This window comes from Ruegeria sp. HKCCD7303, from assembly GCF_013111185.1.
Taxonomy (GTDB): Bacteria; Pseudomonadota; Alphaproteobacteria; order Rhodobacterales; family Rhodobacteraceae; genus Ruegeria.
On the sequence record NZ_WVRE01000010.1, the window covers coordinates 34831 to 48811 of the forward strand.

Consider the following 13981-nt stretch of genomic DNA (forward strand, 5'->3'; position numbering starts at 1 on the left):
CTTTCACTGAGATGCGCTTCTGGGGTCGATGGTCAAGCGAGACCCCTGCATGTGTTTAAGATGCTCCAAATCACCGCGAAAGGCCCTTTGTAAGTAGGGCCAGATAACACCATCCCGTATTGCCAGAATGGGTGCACACCGTATTACTACGGATTTGTCAGGCCACCAAGTTTATGTTCAAGTCGCGCGTACTGCGATTTGGGAGGATGAGCAGATGACAGCCACAAACATCTACGAGCGTCATTTGGATAAATGCCGGGCAAACTACACGCCCTTGTCACCGCTGACCTTCTTGGACCGGACGGCGCAGGTTTACCCAGATTATCCTTCGGTGGTGTATGGTGAACGCAGGTATACTTGGGCTGAAACCTATGCCCGGTGTCGACGTTTGGCGGGCGCGTTGAGCGCGCGCGGGATAGGAAAAGGCGATACCGTTTCCATAATCGCAGCGAACATCCCCGAGATGTATGAAGCGCATTTCGGCGTTCCAATGGCCGGAGCTGTTCTGAACGCCATCAACACGCGCCTGGATGCGCCGATTGTTGCCTTCATTTTGAACCACGCCGAGGCTAAGGCGCTGCTGGTCGATCCAGAGTTTTCGGGCGTCGTGAAAGAAGCGTTAAAGCAGGTCGACCATGACATTCTGATCATAGACATCGAAGACCCCGGCTTTGAAGGTGGTGAAAAGCTGGGCAACCTGACCTACGATGCCCTTCTGAACGAAGGCGACCCGGAATTCAGCTGGTCTCTGCCCGAGGATGAATGGGACGCAATCACGCTGAACTACACTTCGGGTACTACAGGCAATCCGAAAGGTGTCGTTTATCATCACCGAGGTGCCACGCTGAATGCGCAGTCGGATCTGCTGGATTGGGATATGCCCAAGCATTCAGTTTATCTGTGGACCCTTCCGATGTTTCATTGCAATGGCTGGTGTTTCCCTTGGGCCATGGCCGCCAATGCAGGCGTGTCGGTCTGTCTGCGTGCCGTACGGGCCGAGCCGATCTATGCGGCTTTCCGCGATGAGAAAGTCACGCATTTCTGCGGGGCGCCCATCGTTTTGAACATGCTCGCCCATGCTCCGGATGAGCTGAAAGACTTTGATCATCAGATCAAGGTGATGACGGCGGGTGCACCGCCGCCTGCAGCTGTGATCGAAGCGATGGAGGCGATGGGCGTCGAGGTCACGCATGTCTATGGCCTGACCGAAACGTATGGGCCTTCGGTCGTGTGTGCCTGGAAAGACGAATGGAATGAAAAAGGCCCCGAAGACCGCGCCGCTCTGAAAGTACGCCAGGGTGTGCGGTACACGGCGCTGTCTGGCCTGATGGTGGCTGATCCCGATACCATGGAACCTGTTCCGGCGGATGGTGAAACCATGGGTGAGATATTCATGCAGGGTAACGTGGTGATGAAAGGGTATCTAAAGAACCCAGACGCCACGGACGGGGCCTTCAAAGGCGGATGGTTTGCGTCCGGTGACTTGGGCGTCATGCACCCTGACGGCTATGTCGCACTCAAGGATCGATCCAAGGACATCATCATTTCGGGTGGCGAGAATATCTCGTCCGTCGAGGTCGAGGGTATCCTCTACAAACATCCGGCGGTGATGGAGGCGGCCGTGGTCGCGCGACCGGATGAGAAATGGGGCGAAACGCCTTGTGCGTTTGTCGAGCTGAAACCGGATGCCACCGCTACCGAGGCAGACTTAATTGCCTTCTGCCGAGACAACATGGCCCATTTCAAAGCACCAAAGACCGTGGTTTTCGGCACCCTGCCGAAGACATCAACCGGCAAGGTGCAGAAATTCGTCCTGCGGGATCAGGCGCGGGCGTTAGGTTAAAGCCTGTCGAAGATCGACAGGTCCAGATCCAGCATCTCACCCATCCAGAGCGCGCGATCACGGTGATCTTCCAGATGATTACCGGTTTCGGGGTGGGTGAACACGGTCAGGCCCTGCCGGTTCAACATCAGCCATGGCATGACTTGATCAAATGCATCGGCGTCAAAGCCCAACTGGCAACTCCAGCGTGGGTGGGGGCCGACGTTGCGGGCATGCATACGCCCCATCTGAACCGGGAATAGGCGTGCGGCCTCTTCACAGACCTGTTGTGCCGTCGCTTGTGTGTCGGCATCGAAATAGACATGGGCGTGGTAGCCGGTGATCTCAGGCATGGTGACCTCATAGCTTTGGTGTATCCAAGCTAAGGTCAAACAGGAAAAACGACTAGGCGCACAAGCACACAGTGCTTGTGCAGTGTTATTGGGGGGCGTGCGCGTCGGGGTGCGCTGCAACAAAGGCCGGATGACTAGCGCAGGCTGTTTCAACCTCCAGAACACGTGGCATGTCCGACAGGTCCACCTGCCAGCGGCGTGCGTTGTAGAGTTGAGGGATCAGGCAGAGGTCAGCGAGGCCAGGCTGCGAACCGACGCAATAAGGGGCCTGTTCAAACTTGCCCAACATGGTCTCAAAGGCCTGCAAGCCGGGCCGGATGAAGTGCCGCATCCAATCTCCGGGCATGTCGTCGGCGTCAGTGCTGAGCGAGGTCGCATGTCGCGCAACCGAGAGGTTGCAGACCGGATGAATATCGACTGCAATCGCATATGCCAACGCCTGAGCTTTTGCCTTCTGCACCGGGTCGGATGGCAAAAGGCCAAGACCTCGGGTTTGATCCAGATATTCAAGGATGGCCAACGATTGCGTCAATCGCAGCCCGTCAATTTCCAGAACTGGCACAAACCCTTGCGGATTGCGTAACAAATGCTCAGTGCTCTTGTGTTCGCCGCCTACCAGATCGACAACAACCGAGTCATAGTCGATCCCGGCCAAGTTCAGGGCGATCCGCACCCGATAACTGGCCGAAGACCGCCAATAGTCAAAGAGGACAACTTCGCTCACACGGGATCCTGTCAATCGTTGGACAAAGCAGCGGCGCGGATGGCATCAGACAGAACGGTGCCGTCTCCGATGTGATTGGCAAGTACCAACACCAGTCGGGCGTTCAGCGCGTCGCTGTCGGCTTTCTCAAGCCCTTCATGCGCCGCCAAAAGGGTGGCGTAAAAGTCGTCGGCGTTGTCGAAATTGGGGGTTAGGATCAAGTCTGACATTGCGCTTACTCCTTACCGCAAGCTCTGCGGATCGCATGACGGAAACTGTTTTCTTCAAAGCTGTCCCGCCGAGCGGCCACGTGCTGATCCGGGCGGATCAGATACACAGCGCTGGTTGCATCACCCAAGTAACGACGTTTGAGAGCCAGCGTCAGATCGTCTTTGACCGACAACGCCAGCCGAGTGACCTCAATCCCATCCTCTTCCAGAGTGTCTGGGGCATCGGCATCAATGGTCAGCAAGGTAAATTTGCCCGCCAGCTTGGGCAGCAGGAATTCATCGCCCAGCGGGGCATCCGGGCAGGCCGACCCCGGGCGTGTGCAGGCTGGGCCGTTCAGCGCATCGGCCGAGTTCAACGAAGACCCGTCATAGGTGCAGGGTTGGCTCAAGCGCCCGGAATTCACCAGTGGTCGGGCAAATTCATACTTTTCGCTTAGATCCAGAACCGCATCGCGCAGAACCCGCGACATCTCGGATTTTGGCGTGATGAAATCGGTGGACCGGCTGGATTTCTGGATATTTTCGTCTGCCCCGTACACACGTTCCGCGTTGTAGCTGTCCAGCAGGCTTTCAGGCGCTTTGCCGTCGAGCACAAGCTTCAGTTTCCAGCACAGATTGTCGGTATCTTGCAGGCCCGAATTTGCCCCGCGTGCGCCAAAGGGGCTGACCTGATGCGCACTGTCGCCCGCAAACAGAACACGCCCCTTGCGGAAGCTTTCCATGCGGCGACACTGGAAGGTATAAATCGAGACCCATTCCAGCTGAAAATCCACGTCGTCGCCCAGCATCGCCGTTAGGCGGGGGATCACATTCTCGGGGCGCTTTTCGCGTTCTTTGTCGATATCCCACCCCAGTTGCAGATCGATGCGCCAGACGTTGTCAGGCTGTTTATGGAGCAGCGCAGATTGTCCCCGATTGAACGGTGGGTCGAACCAGAACCAGCGTTCCGATGGGAAATCGGCGTCCATGATTACATCAGCGATCAGGAAGTTGTCTTCGAACACGCGCCCTTCGAAATCGATACCCAGCATCCGGCGGGTGGGAGAGGTTGCTCCGTCACAGGCGATCAGCCACTCGGCCTCAATCGTATAGGGACCTTCGGGGGTTTCGACCTCAAGTCGAACGTGATCTTCGTGCGTGCCAATGGCCTCGACCCTGTTGCGGCCACGAATTTCAATTGGTGCGCCTTCTGCCTGCAGCTCGCGTACACGTTCTACAAAGTAGTTTTCAAAGTGGTATTGCTGCAGGTTGATGAAGGCGGGGTTGGCATAGCCTTCATCCGGTTGCAGGTTGAAGTCATAGACCTGACGATCATCGAAGAAGACTTTGCCGCGATCCCACAAGACGCCTTTGTCGACCAAGTGGCGTCCACATCCCAGACGGTCGGCAATTTCCAAAGTACGTTGAGAAAAACAGATGGCGCGACTGCCGAAGCTGACCTTGTCATTCTCGTCCAGAACCACAACCTCGACACCTTGTTGGGTCAGATCAATAGCGGCGGCCAATCCAACCGGACCGGCACCAATCACGATGACCTTGTGCCTGACGGGCGTGGGGCTGTCTTGGTCCGGGCTGCGTTCATAGCCGTAAAGCGGCGTTTCAAAGATCTTGTTCATGGGCTCCCCCAAGCAGATGCACCAATGTGCGGCATGTCCTGCCCCCGGCGACAGGCGCCGGAGGCCTTGGCTTATGGTTTCATTTTATCCAGACGCGTAAAACGATCTGGATCAAACCGAGCCGTTTTTCCTTAGCCCTGCAAGGCTTCCCACATCTCAAGGTCGCGCTGGGCGGTCCAGATGCGCGGCGTGTCGATGCCACGTGCCTCGTCATAGGCGCGGGCGACGTTGAAGGGCAGGCAGTGTTCGTAGATTGCGTAGTCAGCGAATTTCGGATCACACTCGGCGCGTACGGCGTCCCAGGCTTCCTTCAGGCTGCCGCCGCGTGCAGCCACCTTGGCAGCCGGGCGGTAGGTGCTGCTGACGAAATCGCGGGTGTTTTCAATGGCCGCATTGACCATGTCCTTACCAACCAGCGCGTCACCCCGACCCGGAGCGATGGCATCGACATCGAACCATTTGATCGCATCCAGCGTGTCACCCCAATCGCTGAAATGCCCGTCGCCGCAATAACAGGCCGAATGGTATTCGACGATGTCACCGGTAAACATCACGTTCTGGTCTGGCACATGAATTACGATATCACCGGCAGTGTGCGCACGGCCCAGATGCATCAAATCCACGCGACGGTTGCCCAGATAGACGGTCATCGTGTCGCTGAACGTGGTGGTGGGCCAGGTCAGACCGGGGATGCTTTCATGCCCTTCGAACAAACGTGGGAAGCGTTGGAACTCGCTGTCCCAATCCTCTTGCCCGCGTTCCACGACCATGGCGCGCGCCATGTCTGACATCAGGATTTGCTGAGCGCCAAAAGCGCTTGCGCCCAGAACGCGTACTGCGTGGTAGTGCGTCAGGGCCACATGGGTAATCGGTTTGTCGGTGACCGAGCGGACGCACTCGATCACCTTGTTGGCCAGACGCGGTGTCGCCTGCGCCTCAACGATCATCACGCTGTCATCGCCAATAATGACGCCCGAGTTCGGGTCACCTTCGGCCGTAAAGGCATAGAGCCCTTCGCCCACCTCGGTGAAGCTGATCTTTTTCTCCGACATGTCCCCCTGGGACGCGAATGCTCTGGCCATGATGGGTTCCTTATCGTGTGTATGGGTTTTCAAGAGCGGACAAGACGGTGCCAACACAATCACCGAAGCCGATTGTGTAACCATCGCCCTTGGCCGCGCCGGTCAGGGTCAGCGTGTCGCCATCTTCGATGAAGCTGCGGGTTTCACCGCCGTCCAGCGTCAGAGGTTCCTTTCCGCTCCAGCTGAGTTCCAGCAACGAACCGCGTTCAGGTTTGGTTGGTCCGGAAATGGTGCCCGAGCCCAGCAAATCACCTGCATTCATCGGACAGCCGGATGTCGTGTGATGGGCCAGTTGCTGCGCGGCGGAATAGTACATCTGGTTGTAGTTGGTCTGTGCAATTGTCGTAGCAGGCTGCCCTGCGGGTGCCATGGTGATCGACAGATCAATATCATAGAGCATCGGGCCGCAGTCTTTCAGGTGATCTAGTAGCTCGAACTCACGTGCAGGCGTGTCACAGCGGAATGGCTCCAGCGCTGCCTTGGTGACAATCCAGGGGCTGATCGAGGTTGCGGTGGCCTTGGCCTGAAACGGTCCCAGTGGCTGGTATTCCCAAGCCTGGATGTCCCGTGCCGACCAGTCGTTCAGCAGGACGTATCCGAAAATGTTGTCGTCCGCCTCTTGCACCGAGATTGGGCCATCCGAAGGGGTGCCGACAATCGCGCCCATCTCAAGCTCGATGTCAAAACGGCGGCTGGGCAGGAAGGCGGGCAGCTCTTGGTCGGGCGCTTTTAGCTGCCCCCATGGGCGGCGAATATCCGTGCCCGATACCACGACCGAAGATGCGCGCCCGTTGTACCCAATGGGAATATGCAGCCAGTTTGGCGGCAACGCGTTTTCCGGCCCCCGGAACATGGTGCCTACGTTGAAGGCATGGTTCCGGCCTGCATAGAAATCGGTGTATTCGCTGACCGCGAAGGGCAGGTGCATCTCGGCGTCGTCTTGTTTGACAAGCCATGGTTCAACCTTGCTCTGCTCGTCCGAGCCCTCGGCCAGAAGGCTGATCAGACGTTCCCGCAGGGCGGCCCAGACGGCAGGGCCTTCCTCCATCAACGGGTTCCAGAACGGCATGTCGAACAGAGGCTCATCGCTTAGGGTGATCAACCCTTCGGCTTCGGCAGCTGTGACGTCGAGGATCATGTCCCCAATGGCCACGCCGCAGCGCGGATCGTCGCCCTCGGTCGAGAAGACACCATAAGGCAGGTTGTTCAGTGGGAACGGGTGTGTCGCGTCATTGGCCGACGTCACCCAGGATGTCATTAGAGGCATACGATGTCCCTGTTTTGTTGGTTAAGTTGAGGGGCGAAGGGATTTCAGCCCCAACAAGATAGCAGCCAGGATCATGAAGCTGCCGCCAATGCGGTCAAGCCACAGCTTTGCAGGACCTTGCAAACGGCGGGCCAGCCAGCTTGCGCTGCCGCCATATGCGGTCAGGAACATCCCGTCCATGACCAGATAGGTGGCCGAAAGAATGGTGAATTGCGGCCAGAAAGGCAGTGCTCCGTCAATGAACAGTGGGAACAGCGCTGCAAAAAAGACCACGGCTTTGGGATTCGCGGCAGAGGTAATAAACCCCTGCATCCAAAGCGATTTGCGACTTGCCTTGGGCGCGGTTTGCGCTTCAGATACGCGCGCCTTGAGGATCTGTTTGACACCAAGGTAAACCAAATAGGCCACACCAAGCCATTTGATGACTGTCAGCGCGGTTGCGGATGTGGCAATCAGGGCGGCCAGACCCAGCCCCGCCGCCAACATCTGCAGGAAGTTCGCCGTCAGATCACCGGCAGCTGTGAACAGCCCGCGCCGAAGCCCGTTGGTGGCCGAGTTTGACAACATCAGCAACTGGCTGGGTCCCGGTGTGCTCATCAGCAGCAGGACGGTTGCCACATAGGTGAACCAGATATCCAAGCTCATTTCTTACCCGGCGTTCCGTCGAACTTCTTCTCCAGCGATGTCCAGCAGTCGATATAATCATCCTGCAACGGCGCTTCGGTGGCGGCAAATGGCGTCAGATGCTGCGGGAAGCGGGTTTCGAACATGAACGACATCGTCTTGTCCAGCTTGTCCGGCCCCAGGTTGGAGTATGATGCTTTGTCAAAGGCTTCCCTGTCGGGGCCGTGCGGGATCATCATGTTGTGCAGGCTTGTGCCACCGGGGACAAAGCCCTGTGGTTTTGCATCATACTGACCGTAAATGTTGCCCATCAATTCCGACATGATGTTTTTGTGGTACCACGGCGGGCGGAACGTGTCCTCCATCACCATCCAGCGTTCGCGGAACAGAACAAAGTCGATATTGGCCGTGCCAGGCTGGCCAGACGGTGCCGTCAGAACCGTAAAGATCGACGGGTCGGGATGGTCGAACAGGATCGCGCCAACCGGGCAATAATTGCGCAAGTCATATTTGTAGGGCGCATAGTTGCCGTGCCATGCAACCACATCCAGCGGGCTGTGTCCGATCTTGGTGGTGTGGAACTGGCCGCACCATTTGATCGTCACGGTCGACGGGGTTTCGCGATCTTCAAACGCAGCTACGGGCGCTTTGAAGTCGCGCGGGTTGGCCATGCAGTTTGCGCCAATCGGGCCACGGCCCGGCAGCTCGAACTTTTGCCCGTAGTTTTCGCAGACAAAACCGCGCGCGGGGCCTTCCAGAACCTCGACCCGGTAAAGCAGACCACGCGGAATGATCGCGATCTCTTTGGGTTCCAGATCGATGATGCCCAGCTCGGTCGCAAAACGCAGGCGTCCCTCCTGCGGAACAACCAACAGCTCGGAATCGGCTGAGAAGAAGTAGTCATCCACCATGGATTCGGTGACCAGATAGATGTGACAGGCCATGCCCACTTGCGTGTTCACGTCCCCCGCCGTGGTCATCGTGCGCATCCCGGTCATCCAGTTCAGACCTTCATCAGAATGTGGGACGGGATCCCAGCGATACTGACCCAGACTGATCACATCGGGGTCGATGCACGGTGCCGATTTCCAATAGGGGAGGTCGATTTTTTCGTAACGATGTGAATGCTTCACCGACGGGCGAATGCGATAACACCAAGTGCGTTCGGGCGGGTTCGCAGTGAAGGCGGTGCCGCTCAGCTGCTCTCCGTAAAGGCCATAGTTGCACCGTTGTGGGCTGTTCATCCCTTGTGGCAGCGCGTCGGGCAGGGCCTCGGTCTCAAAGTCGTTTCCAAAGCCGGGCATATAGCCGGCATGTGTGCCGACCGGCGTTGCAGCCTGCGTCAGCATATGTGGATCACTCGGACGATTCATGGTGTTTTCCTCCGTTGCTGCTTGTCGGGTAATAGTTGATTTTGTAACTAACAAGCATGACACACGAAGAATCCAAAAAAAATGATGAGTTTGATCTGCAGAATTTTCTGCCTTTCCTTCTGAACCAGGCGGCCGAGCATGCCTCGTTGGAGTTTCAGAGCGTCTATAAAGGCCGTTACGGGATGCTCAGAACCGAATGGCGGGTGCTGTTTCACCTTGGGCTATTCGGTGAGATGACGGCTAAAGAGATTTGCGAGCGCGCCAGAATGCACAAAACCAAAATCAGCCGCGCGGTCGCCAAGCTGGAACAGAGAAGGTATCTGAAACGCACACGCGACGAAGGAGATCGGCGGGCGGAATGGCTGACTCTAACACCGACGGGGCAAACCGTGTATCGTGATCTGCATGGCGTCGCCGCCGCCTATGATGCAAAACTGTCGGGCCTATTCGATGCGGAAGAAGCTGCTCTGCTGCGTAAAATGCTGCAAAGACTGGCTGGTTTGGACTGACCACTGGCAATTGATGCGTGTCGCCCCCAGATGGGGGTCATGCTTGATACGGATATTTAAATGACTTCTAAGGACTCTTCTTCGATTCCCGCACACGACCTGATCGATTGGCTGGTCGCCAAGGGGCTTGAAGGCGCCGGGCAAGAAGAATTGCTGGAAGGGTTTTGCACCTGGCTTGTCGATATGGGCATACCTTTGATGCGGTTTCACGCGGCGCAATCTACCCTGCATCCGGTTTACGGCGGCACCGGCTATAGCTGGTACAACGGCGCGGGTGGTGAATCCGAGAGGTTCGAGAATACAGATACGCCCAGTGAAGTCTGGCAGCGAAGCCCATTGTATGCCTTGTTGCACGAGGATCTGGATGAAATCCGGGTCAAGCTGGTCGATCATAACGAGCCTAGTCGCTTTCCCTTGCTCAATGATCTGCGGGAAATTGGGGCGACGGATTACTATGCTACGGGCCTGTCTTTTGAAGGGGTTAAGCAAATCCGCCCCAACGGCGCAAAAAAGGTCAGTGATGGCGTTCTGATGTCTTGGACCAGCGACGCACCAACCGGGTTCGACGACAGCGACTTGAGGCGAATTCATACCGTCCTGCCGCATCTGGGGTTGGCGCTTAAATCCGCCAAGAACCAGAACCTGACCGAGGATCTGTTGCGAGTGTATCTGGGCCGAGATGCCGGTCGCCGGGTTCTGTCGGGCGAAATCCGGCGAGGGTCGCTGCAACAAATAGATGCGGTAATCTGGAATTTCGACCTAGAGGGCTTCACCACCCTGTCCGAGGATCTGCCGGGGAACGAGATCATCGATATGCTGAACGACTATCTGGCCGTAGCGGTAGGAGTGGTGCATGACAACGGCGGGAATATCCTGAAATTCATGGGTGACGGCGTGATGGCCATGTTTGATGTAGGCGAGATCGACGAAGATGCCCGTGCCGCGCTGAGCGCGGTTCCCTTGTTGCAGTCGCGTATGGATGCGTTGAACTCCAGACGTCAGGCGCAGGGTCTGCCAGTGGCAAACTATACGCTGGCCTTGCATTCGGGTGAAATTCTCTACGGCAATATCGGGTCCGAGACACGACTGGATTTCACCGTGATCGGTGCTGCCGTCAACCAGGCCGCCCGTATTGCCGGAATGCACCGATCTTTGGGTCAGAGGATCCTGATCTCGGACGACGTCGCCCGCGCCGCGCAACCCTGTGAGCAAGAACTTGTCTCGGTCGGTCGCTACATGCTGCGCGGCGTGAATGAGCCGAAAGAGTTGTTCACGGTGTATTCACCAGTTGGTTCATCCCACGCCGATTGAAACTTCGTTTTAAGCCCGAAGCGGCCTTTCTTCTCTCTCTCTTTCCATTGTTTGAACCGGTAGAAGAAGCTTGGCGTCCGTCTCTTACGCAATGGAGACTGGCGGCAAAAAAGTGTTGAGGGTTCTTCACAGGCTTGGGCAAGATTGATCTTTTTGATTTCAATCGTTTATCCTTGCATCAGATCATTGAGAAACAGGAGGTTCTTTTGGGCAGCTCTATTTCTGATGAGGCGATGGCCAGACTCCCCTTCTGGGTGACACCACCGGGCGAGACGGATGGCTTTCTGATCGTGGTGGGAATTCTGCTCGTTGTTGTGCTGCTTGGTTTCGGCGCACTCTACTTTACCGTGCAGGCCATTCCCGACCGCATGGCAGCAGGTGCTCATAAAGTTCAAATGCAATTGGTTGGTGTGCTGGGGTTGATTTCTCTGTTTACACTTAACAATGCGTTTTGGATCGCGGCAATTCTAATCGCTGCCGTACCTTTGCACGAAATACTCCCGCTCAAGAGTGACGTGGATCTCTCGGAGAGCCAGGATGCTTGAGCTGGTCTTTTCTGCCCTGATCACGATCGTCCCGGATTACCTATACAGGCGTTACAAGCAGGGTAAGCGATGGGGCCATGAAATCACGCTGTTCAATGTCTGGTATGAATTGCGTTGGGGTTTGACGGCCTGTGCAATCCTGGCAATCACTTTGATCACCGTGATTTTCTATTTTCATCCGTCCACGCGGAACGTCTCCGCAGCATTTCGCACGGTAACTATTCTTTCTGATCGCGGGGGCCGGGTTTCGGAGGTCTATGTCGCGAACAATGATACGATAAAAGCGGGTGAGGCAATCTTCCGGTTGGACACGACGCGGCAGGAAGCTGCGGCAGAAACTGCACAGCGACGCATAGAAGAAATCGAGGCAGCGCAGGGACTGACAGCAACCGAGATCGCGGGTGCTGAGGCACGGGTTGGTTCGGCGGAAGCGAATCTTGCTCAGGCGACCAGCGATTTGGATCGCCGCCTTGAACTCGCGGAGCGCAACGACACAGTTGTAAGTGAGCAGGAATTGGAGCGTTTGCAAACCGCTGTGTCCAGTGCCGAAAGTCAGCGCGCAGCTGCAGTTGCAGCCCTTGACGGCGCTAAACTGCGCCAATCTACTCTGCTTCCTGCGCAGCTTGAAAGTGCGCGTGCTGTTTTGGCTGAGGCCGAAAACGAAATCTCTAAATCCACTGTTTTTGCCGAAGTAGACGGGACCGTCACACAGTTTTTGTTGAAGCCAGGTGACATCGTGAATCCAATTCTGCGCCCTGCAGGAATTCTGGTTCCCGAAGTCTCAGGGCAGGGTCGCCTTATTGCGGCTTTTGGTCAGATTTCGGTCAGTGTGCTCAAGCCGGGAATGTTAGTGGAAATTACCTGTGCGTCCAAACCCCTGACCATAATCCCAATGGTGGTGGACGACGTGCAAAATGCGATTGCTGCGGGGCAGTTTCGACCCGGTGATGCTCTGCTTGACCAACAGGATCGTGCGCGGCCCGGAACGGTTACAGCTTTCCTTGCGCCAATTTTCCCTAAACATCTGGAAGACATCCCGCCAGGAAGTGCGTGCGTTGGCGTTGCCTACACGAGCCGCGCAAAAGAAATAGACGCGGGGAAAATCACCGGGTTTTCGGCTTTTGTTGCACGGATTGTGGACGGGATGGGCATAGCGAACGCCATAGTCTTGCGCGCACAGGCCATTTTGCTTCCTGTTAAGACGCTGGTGTTCAACTAGGCCGCGCGACACGGAGAAGGAGAGCTTCGCCATGGGTTGTGACGTCAGCTATATATGCACCTTCTTGTCAGTCTTCTTTCAGGACCTGATATATCTGTCGCCGATTTTGCTGTTTTTGTTGGTATCTATATGTGCGCTGGGGCAATGGATTGGCAGGATCGAAGGCTGGTCCACCGGAGTGAGCCTTTATCATGCGTTCATAAACGCAACCACGGTTGGCTACGGTGACTTTAAGCCGATGAAATCTGCCAGCCGGATTTTATCCGTTATCAACGCGATTGTCGGACTGATCTTCGTAGGAATTGTCGTCGGAATAGGTGTTCACGCCGTGGAGTCGGCGATGAGCGTCGTGTTCTGAATTAGGGGCTTCCTAACTCCAGATCTGGTACGAACATTGCAACTGCCAAAAGCCGGTTGGTTGCGCAAACCAATCAAAACGGTAGCCGCTTAGAAATCAATCTCCACACCCGGCAGGTTCAGCTCTTTCATCATATCGCGCAGTTCCTGGCGGGCGGCGATGTTTGAGATGTTCAACTGCTTGACGCCGATGTCCTTGAGGTCCAGCAGGGTCAGGCCGCGTGGGAACAACTCGCGGAAGATGACCCGTTCGGAAAAGCCCGAGGCGACGCGAAAGCCGATGCGCTGCGACAGCATCTCGATTGCGCGCTGCATCTTTTCCTTGTTGACCATCCGCTGCGTGCCGACCCGGTTGCGGACCACAACCCAGTCGATCGGCTTCAGCCCGGCCTGCGCCCGCAACTGCCGCGCGTTCCAGACCATTTCGGAATAAACCGATGGTCCTAGGATTTTCTCCCCCTTCGAATCGATCCGCGCCAGCAGGTCGAAATCAATGAAACTGTCGTTCAAGGGCGTGACAAGCGTATCAGCGAGCGAATGTGCCACCTGACTGAGCCGGGTGTGAGAGCCCGGGCAATCAATCAGGATGAAATCGCTGTCGCTTTCCAGTTGTGATACGGCGGCGGACAGGCGGTGGTCATAGATATTCTCACCAGGTTTCAGCGTGGCAGCGTCGATCTCGGGCAGGTCGTGATGGCGCGGGCTGGGCAGGGTCAGGTCCGAGCTTTTGAGGAAGTTGTTGCGGTTCTCAAAATAACGTCCCAGGCTGCGCTGACGCAGGTCCAGATCAAGTGTGCTGACCTTGTGTCCCAATCGGGCCAGCGCGGTGGCCACATGCATCGACACGGTCGATTTGCCTGCGCCACCCTTTTCGTTCCCGACCACAATGATATGTGCCATGCTTGTATTCCCAAGTCCCGCCGTGCTTCACTACACGTTGTTGACACCCACTATATGTTGTGTGGGTTGG

The 13981-nt window shown here is 56.5% G+C and carries 15 protein-coding genes; 6 read left to right on the forward strand and 9 right to left on the reverse strand.

Annotation, left to right across the window (positions count from 1 at the left end; genetic code table 11):
* Positions 1-214 precede the first annotated feature (214 nt).
* On the forward strand, positions 215-1843 hold the full coding sequence (locus GS630_RS19645) for an acyl-CoA synthetase (protein ID WP_171621336.1): 1629 nt from the start codon (positions 215-217) through the stop codon (positions 1841-1843).
* Here the strand turns inward: GS630_RS19645 and GS630_RS19650 are convergent.
* From GS630_RS19650 to hmgA, 8 genes are all read right to left on the reverse strand, one after another.
* Positions 1840-2175 (reverse strand): DOPA 4,5-dioxygenase family protein, encoded by a 336-nt coding sequence (locus GS630_RS19650; protein WP_171180910.1) that lies wholly within the window; start codon positions 2173-2175, stop codon positions 1840-1842. The two genes, GS630_RS19645 and GS630_RS19650, sit on opposite strands and share 4 nt — an antisense overlap.
* Before the next feature lie 85 nt (positions 2176-2260).
* A complete protein-coding gene (maiA, locus tag GS630_RS19655; protein WP_171621337.1) occupies positions 2261-2899 on the reverse strand; it encodes a maleylacetoacetate isomerase in 639 nt (212 codons plus the stop codon).
* A gap of 11 nt (positions 2900-2910) precedes the next feature.
* Positions 2911-3108 (reverse strand): DUF2783 domain-containing protein, encoded by a 198-nt coding sequence (locus GS630_RS19660; RefSeq protein WP_171180906.1) that lies wholly within the window; start codon positions 3106-3108, stop codon positions 2911-2913.
* Positions 3109-3113: 5 nt separating this feature from the next.
* On the reverse strand, positions 3114-4724 hold the full coding sequence (locus GS630_RS19665) for an FAD-dependent oxidoreductase (RefSeq protein ID WP_171621338.1): 1611 nt from the start codon (positions 4722-4724) through the stop codon (positions 3114-3116).
* A gap of 131 nt (positions 4725-4855) precedes the next feature.
* Entirely contained in the window at positions 4856-5806 is a 951-nt protein-coding gene (locus GS630_RS19670) for an MBL fold metallo-hydrolase (RefSeq protein WP_171180902.1), read from the reverse strand.
* A gap of 10 nt (positions 5807-5816) precedes the next feature.
* A complete protein-coding gene (fahA, locus tag GS630_RS19675; protein WP_171621339.1) occupies positions 5817-7073 on the reverse strand; it encodes a fumarylacetoacetase in 1257 nt (418 codons plus the stop codon).
* Positions 7074-7094: 21 nt separating this feature from the next.
* Positions 7095-7718, reverse strand: coding sequence for a LysE family translocator (locus tag GS630_RS19680; protein WP_171180898.1), 624 nt, complete (start codon positions 7716-7718; stop codon positions 7095-7097).
* Complete coding sequence (gene hmgA / locus GS630_RS19685) at positions 7715-9070, reverse strand: homogentisate 1,2-dioxygenase (protein ID WP_171180895.1); 1356 nt, start codon at positions 9068-9070, stop codon at positions 7715-7717. Before hmgA ends, GS630_RS19680 begins: the two co-directional genes overlap by 4 nt.
* Before the next feature lie 56 nt (positions 9071-9126).
* Between hmgA and GS630_RS19690 the strand changes: the two genes are divergently transcribed.
* From GS630_RS19690 to GS630_RS19710, 5 genes are all read left to right on the forward strand, one after another.
* Entirely contained in the window at positions 9127-9579 is a 453-nt protein-coding gene (locus GS630_RS19690; RefSeq protein ID WP_171180893.1) for a MarR family winged helix-turn-helix transcriptional regulator, read from the forward strand.
* A 60-nt stretch (positions 9580-9639) separates the two neighbouring features.
* Complete coding sequence (locus GS630_RS19695) at positions 9640-10890, forward strand: adenylate/guanylate cyclase domain-containing protein (protein WP_171621340.1); 1251 nt, start codon at positions 9640-9642, stop codon at positions 10888-10890.
* Between the two features lie 134 nt (positions 10891-11024).
* Positions 11025-11435, forward strand: a complete 411-nt coding sequence (locus GS630_RS19700; RefSeq protein WP_171180889.1) for a hypothetical protein — start codon at positions 11025-11027, stop codon at positions 11433-11435.
* Positions 11428-12654, forward strand: a complete 1227-nt coding sequence (locus tag GS630_RS19705; protein ID WP_171180887.1) for an HlyD family secretion protein — start codon at positions 11428-11430, stop codon at positions 12652-12654. Before GS630_RS19700 ends, GS630_RS19705 begins: the two co-directional genes overlap by 8 nt.
* A 31-nt stretch (positions 12655-12685) precedes the next feature.
* Positions 12686-13012, forward strand: coding sequence for a potassium channel family protein (locus GS630_RS19710; protein WP_171621341.1), 327 nt, complete (start codon positions 12686-12688; stop codon positions 13010-13012).
* 89 nt (positions 13013-13101) lie between these two features.
* On the opposite strand, the gene GS630_RS19715 is transcribed toward GS630_RS19710, so the two are convergent.
* Positions 13102-13911: a division plane positioning ATPase MipZ gene (locus tag GS630_RS19715; RefSeq protein WP_171236198.1), complete on the reverse strand. Its 810-nt coding sequence runs from the start codon at positions 13909-13911 to the stop codon at positions 13102-13104.
* Positions 13912-13981 lie beyond the last annotated feature (70 nt).

Coding starts and splice junctions, on each gene's coding strand:
- GS630_RS19645 (WP_171621336.1), top strand. CDS start 215: ATGACAGCCACAAACATCTACGAGCGTCATTTGGATAAATGCCGGGCA.
- GS630_RS19650 (WP_171180910.1), bottom strand. CDS start 2,175: ATGCCTGAGATCACCGGCTACCACGCCCATGTCTATTTCGATGCCGAC.
- GS630_RS19660 (WP_171180906.1), bottom strand. CDS start 3,108: ATGTCAGACTTGATCCTAACCCCCAATTTCGACAACGCCGACGACTTT.
- GS630_RS19665 (WP_171621338.1), bottom strand. CDS start 4,724: ATGAACAAGATCTTTGAAACGCCGCTTTACGGCTATGAACGCAGCCCG.
- GS630_RS19670 (WP_171180902.1), bottom strand. CDS start 5,806: ATGGCCAGAGCATTCGCGTCCCAGGGGGACATGTCGGAGAAAAAGATC.
- fahA (WP_171621339.1), bottom strand. CDS start 7,073: ATGCCTCTAATGACATCCTGGGTGACGTCGGCCAATGACGCGACACAC.
- GS630_RS19680 (WP_171180898.1), bottom strand. CDS start 7,718: ATGAGCTTGGATATCTGGTTCACCTATGTGGCAACCGTCCTGCTGCTG.
- hmgA (WP_171180895.1), bottom strand. CDS start 9,070: ATGAATCGTCCGAGTGATCCACATATGCTGACGCAGGCTGCAACGCCG.
- GS630_RS19690 (WP_171180893.1), top strand. CDS start 9,127: ATGACACACGAAGAATCCAAAAAAAATGATGAGTTTGATCTGCAGAAT.
- GS630_RS19695 (WP_171621340.1), top strand. CDS start 9,640: ATGACTTCTAAGGACTCTTCTTCGATTCCCGCACACGACCTGATCGAT.
- GS630_RS19705 (WP_171180887.1), top strand. CDS start 11,428: ATGCTTGAGCTGGTCTTTTCTGCCCTGATCACGATCGTCCCGGATTAC.
- GS630_RS19710 (WP_171621341.1), top strand. CDS start 12,686: ATGGGTTGTGACGTCAGCTATATATGCACCTTCTTGTCAGTCTTCTTT.
- GS630_RS19715 (WP_171236198.1), bottom strand. CDS start 13,911: ATGGCACATATCATTGTGGTCGGGAACGAAAAGGGTGGCGCAGGCAAA.